Here is a 288-nt window from a genome sequence, read left to right as displayed (position 1 = left end):
CCTCCAACCAGGTGCTCGATTACAAATTCGGCCTGCCCACCGCCAACCACGAGTTCCAGCCGGGCCACCGGGTGATGGTGCAGGTGCAGTCCAGCCTGTTCCCGCTGGACGACCGCAATCCGCAGACCTTCGGGCCCAACATCTACCTGGCCAAGCCCGGCGATTACCAGAAGGCGACCCAGCAGGTGTGGCATGCACCGGGCAACGCGACGTTCAGTTCGTTGCCGGTGTACGGATGCCGAGGGCGATTACCCGGACACGCTCGGGTAATCGGTGTAGCCCTTGGCG

Annotated in this window: 1 protein-coding gene; it reads left to right on the top strand. The window is 64.2% G+C overall.

Annotated features, from left to right (window positions below; genetic code table 11):
- Positions 1–288 (top strand): CocE/NonD family hydrolase C-terminal non-catalytic domain-containing protein (locus ACQG3P_RS19325; RefSeq protein WP_426805942.1); only part of this gene is annotated, 288 nt, incomplete at both ends.

Source organism: Stenotrophomonas sp. SrG, assembly GCF_050031795.1.
GTDB classification, from domain to species: domain Bacteria; phylum Pseudomonadota; class Gammaproteobacteria; order Xanthomonadales; family Xanthomonadaceae; genus Stenotrophomonas; species Stenotrophomonas rhizophila_A.
This window is presented reverse-complemented; position numbering and strand designations above follow the sequence as displayed.